The sequence below is a fragment of the Arthrobacter sp. UYNi723 genome (assembly GCF_054057635.1).
Genome location: NZ_JBSRZM010000067.1, coordinates 1 through 3,811, shown reverse-complemented (window position 1 = coordinate 3,811; position 3,811 = coordinate 1). Strand labels below are relative to the sequence as shown.

General features: G+C 57.6%; 5 protein-coding genes. All 5 read left to right on the top strand.

Going from position 1 to position 3,811, the window contains the following annotated elements:
• Positions 1 to 473: 473 nt before the first annotated feature.
• On the top strand, positions 474 to 662 hold the full coding sequence (locus tag ACVWY0_RS22125) for a RidA family protein (RefSeq protein ID WP_354158280.1): 189 nt from the start codon (positions 474 to 476) through the stop codon (positions 660 to 662).
• Positions 659 to 1,450, top strand: a complete 792-nt coding sequence (locus tag ACVWY0_RS22120; protein ID WP_485838606.1) for an amino acid ABC transporter ATP-binding protein — start codon at positions 659 to 661, stop codon at positions 1,448 to 1,450. The genes ACVWY0_RS22125 and ACVWY0_RS22120 overlap by 4 nt, the downstream gene beginning before the upstream one ends.
• Entirely contained in the window at positions 1,450 to 2,094 is a 645-nt protein-coding gene (locus ACVWY0_RS22115) for an amino acid ABC transporter permease (protein WP_485838605.1), read from the top strand. Before ACVWY0_RS22120 ends, ACVWY0_RS22115 begins: the two co-directional genes overlap by 1 nt.
• Positions 2,091 to 2,747: an amino acid ABC transporter permease gene (locus tag ACVWY0_RS22110; RefSeq protein ID WP_485838604.1), complete on the top strand. Its 657-nt coding sequence runs from the start codon at positions 2,091 to 2,093 to the stop codon at positions 2,745 to 2,747. Before ACVWY0_RS22115 ends, ACVWY0_RS22110 begins: the two co-directional genes overlap by 4 nt.
• Positions 2,748 to 2,817: 70 nt before the next feature.
• Positions 2,818 to 3,654: a substrate-binding periplasmic protein gene (locus ACVWY0_RS22105; protein WP_485838603.1), complete on the top strand. Its 837-nt coding sequence runs from the start codon at positions 2,818 to 2,820 to the stop codon at positions 3,652 to 3,654.
• Positions 3,655 to 3,811 lie beyond the last annotated feature (157 nt).

The following is a 3,811-nucleotide window of genomic DNA, read 5'->3' as shown; positions in this document are numbered from 1 at the left end:
GGAGATCACCCGATCCACCACATCCTGCGGAGACACCCGCGTCAAAACGCTGATCGAGACATGATGACTCAACCGCTCAGGACCCTCGTGTGTCACCCACATACTACGCACCAGCCGAAAGATCAACCATTTATTCATAGTAACTGAAGATGAATTGATAGCGTTTTGATACTTTTTTTTTCACAAATTGATTCCTATGATTAAGCCCACTAACAACGATGTTAATCAAGGAGTACAAGTGATCCGAGCCAGTCCTCCCGCCGAACCTCTGAGGCAACCACGATTTGTGTCGAGCGCCCGTATGGGGCGGCGAGACTCTATGGTGGCCTCGTCTTTCCCTGCGGGCAGATTCCGGCCCGGGCCGACGGCTCCGCGCCGAGCGAGATTACTGACCAAGTAACGGTCGTGATCGACCATCTTGAGCGGACACTTCTTGCAGCCGGTTCGAACCTTGCAGCGTTCTGTAACTCACGGTGTACCTGGCTGATTTCACGGATTTCGACGCCTACAACCTGGCGTATCTCAAACGTTTCTCCGGATACCCGCTAGCGCCCCGAACGACCGTGCAAGTGGCGGGATTTCGTGGAGACAAACGAATTGAAATCAGCGCGATTGCGGCGCACGGTGCCGCGAGTTCTTCCAATGAAGGAAAACAGTCATGAATCATCCTGTGAACAATACTGAAGAGTCTGCGCCAATGTTTCTGCGAGCCAGCGGAATCACCAAGAAATACAAGGAACACCGAGCAGTGGACAATGTCACGCTCGAAATCGATCAAGGTGAAGTAGTTTCGATCATCGGCCCGAGTGGAGCGGGGAAGAGTACCTTTCTGAGGTGCATCAACTTCCTTGAAATGCCGACCGAGGGCACGGTGTCGATCGGCAAGGAATCTGTTGCGGTCCGGACCGACTCTCGACTGCCTTCGAGGGCAGAGCTCGCCGCGATTCGTCGAAGCGTAGGCATGGTGTTCCAGTCGTTTAATTTGTTTCCTCACCTCACTGCGCTGCGGAACATCTCACTTGCACAGGAGCGCGTGCTGGGGCGCTCTGGCGAAGAGGCCGACGAGAAGTCCTATCAGCTTCTGAAGCGTGTCGGGCTCGATGAAAAAGCGAAGGCCTATCCCGGTCAATGCTCCGGCGGGCAGCAGCAACGCATCGCCATTGCGCGAGCCCTCGCACTCGACCCGCTGGTCATGTTGTTCGACGAACCAACTTCCGCCCTTGACCCTGAGGTGGGTGCGGAAGTTCTGGCGGTAATGCGTGAACTCGCCGATGAAGGAATGACCGCGATCGTGGTCACCCACGAAATGTCCTTTGCGCGGGACGTCTCCGACCGCATGGTGGTCATGGTCGACGGCTCGGTGGTTGAGGAAGGGGATCCGCACGCTATTATGAGTGCGCCGTCCCATGAACGCACCCGCCAGTTCCTCAGCGCAGTTGTGGGGCGTTGATGTTAGGAGTCGTCGGGTACATCGCGCTCGGAATCGGTGCCACGCTGTTGATCACGGCATCAGCTTTCACCATCGGCGGAATTCTCGCCATACCGCTTGCTCTCGCGCAGCGATCGCGATTCGCTTTTCTCCGGATTCTTGTGCGAGGAGTGGTCAACCTGGTGCGCGCGGTGCCACCGCTCGTGTGGCTCTTTCTCGTGTTCTTCGGCTTCGCCGAACTGGGGTTGCGGATGTCTCCGCTGATGGCGGCGATCGCCACTTTTAGTTTCATCGCCATGAGTTACTTCGCGGAGATCTATCGGGCCGGGCTGGCCGCCCTCAGTCGGGGCCAAGAAGAGGCCAGCGCGGCACTCGGGCTGAGCACCGTCGACAGCTACCGCTTCATTGTGGTTCCTCAGGTGTTTCGGGTTGTCGGCCCGATGATGGCCAGCTACGGAATTGGTCTTCTGAAAGATTCAGCTCTGGCATCCACCATCGGCGTCGTGGAACTCACGTTCCGTGCCGCCTCCCAGGCGCAACAGACAGGTCAGGGGCTAACTGTTTTCGCCATCGTCGGGTTCATCTACTTGCTCTTAAGCCTTCCCCTCGCCATTGTGTCCCGGCAGGTCGATAGCCGGCTGCGCGCAAGGTTCTCAGTCGCATGATCGAGAACTTGCTGTCCTGGACACAGTACTTGCCGGCCCTCTCCAAGGGTGTCGGTGTCGCTCTCTCCATGACCGGGATCGTGATCGTTCTCGGATACCTTTTGGGACTCATACTCGCCTATGCGAGCGTGAGCAAGCTCCAGGTGATTAAGATCGTCGCACTCGTCATCGTCGAGGTCGGACGCGGAGCTCCTCTGCTCGTGCTGCTCTACATCGTTTACCAGGGCCTGCCTCAATTGCAGCTGACTCCGACAGCATTCGCGTCGGCGGTCATCGCGTTCACCTGGTCGGCGGGCGCCTACTCTGCAGAGGTCATCCGAACCAGCATTGATGCGGTGCCCAATGGTCAGAGCGAAGCCGCGATCGCGGTCGGCATGAACCGTCTCGATTCGTTCCGATTCATCATCGCGCCGCAGGCAATCCGCGTGGGAATTCCGCCACTGATGAATATCGCAATCCAGTTCTTCCAGTTCACGTCACTGGCCTATGTCATCACGGTTCCCGAAATTATGCAGGCAGCCTATTTTCAGGCAACCGTCACTTTCGACTACTTCTCCGTGTTCCTCGCCGCCGCGTTCCTCTACGCAGTGATCACGATCCCCGCGACAATGCTCGTCTCGCGATTGGAGCGTCACCTAGCCAAACATCTGTAGCACGCGAACCCGTCAACTCCAGAAGTCAAATTTCTTGCCCAGCCACAATTCAGAAAGCGATGAAACTTCAATGAAGAAGAAACTTGCCATCCTCACCGCAGCTGTCGGACTATCTCTTGTCCTCACGAGCTGCGCGAACGACGGTGCGGCACCCTCCGATTGCACGCCGAAGCACAATGTGACCACAGTCGAGACCGGCTACCTGACGGTTGCGGCCTATCAGTATCCTCCGTTCGCATACCCAGAGGGAGCTGGTGTCGGCGGAGCTGAAGGCGCGATTCTCACCGAGATCGCAGCGATGGAGTGCCTGAAGGTCAAAGCCATCCCCGGTGCGGGCGCAGCAATGATCCCGTCAATCACGTCCAATCGCGCCGACACCACGGCGGGAAGCTGGTACCGTACCGCCGAACGAGCAAAGGTTGTGCTGCTCAGCGACCCCGTTTTCGCCGACCGGCTGATCATCGTTTCCCAGAAGGGCGTGGCCACGGTTCCCGACCTTAAAGGTCACAAGGTGGGCTCCATTCTCGGGTTCCTGTGGAATGACGACCTCCAAACGTACCTCGGTGACAGTGTAAAGCTGTATGAAACCGCGCAGGCTATGTACGCCGACCTTGCAGCCGGCCGGATCGATGTCGTGATCGACACCTACCCATCCGCGAAGTCGACCTTGGAGAAGACCCCGATCGACGGTTTGAAGTTTGAGGTGCCGCCCGCTGATCCCGCAATCCTCTCAACCGTGAAGCCGGGTCAAATCAACTTCCCCGTCAACCTTGACAACCCAGGCCTGGTCGCCGCATTCAATGACGACGTCGCGGAGTTGAGGAAGAGCGGAAAGCTGGAGGAGATCCTCGTGTCCTTCGGATTCAAGCCCGACGCCGCGGAGCCGGGAGAACCCAACCTGCTCTAGCCCCAATGCCGTTTACTTGGGCTAATTGTGTTGATCTTTCGGCGTGGTGCGTAGTATGTGGGTGACACACGAGGGTCCTGAGCGGTTGAGTGATCATGTCTCGATCAGCGTTTTGACGCGGGTGTTTCCGCAGGATGTGGTGGATCGGGTGATCTCG

What these genes read in the sequence shown, in the direction of transcription:
- ACVWY0_RS22105 (WP_485838603.1), top strand. Translation starts at nt 2,818, where the DNA reads ATGAAGAAGAAACTTGCCATCCTCACCGCAGCTGTCGGACTATCTCTT.
- ACVWY0_RS22120 (WP_485838606.1), top strand. Translation starts at nt 659, where the DNA reads ATGAATCATCCTGTGAACAATACTGAAGAGTCTGCGCCAATGTTTCTG.
- ACVWY0_RS22115 (WP_485838605.1), top strand. Translation starts at nt 1,450, where the DNA reads ATGTTAGGAGTCGTCGGGTACATCGCGCTCGGAATCGGTGCCACGCTG.
- ACVWY0_RS22110 (WP_485838604.1), top strand. Translation starts at nt 2,091, where the DNA reads ATGATCGAGAACTTGCTGTCCTGGACACAGTACTTGCCGGCCCTCTCC.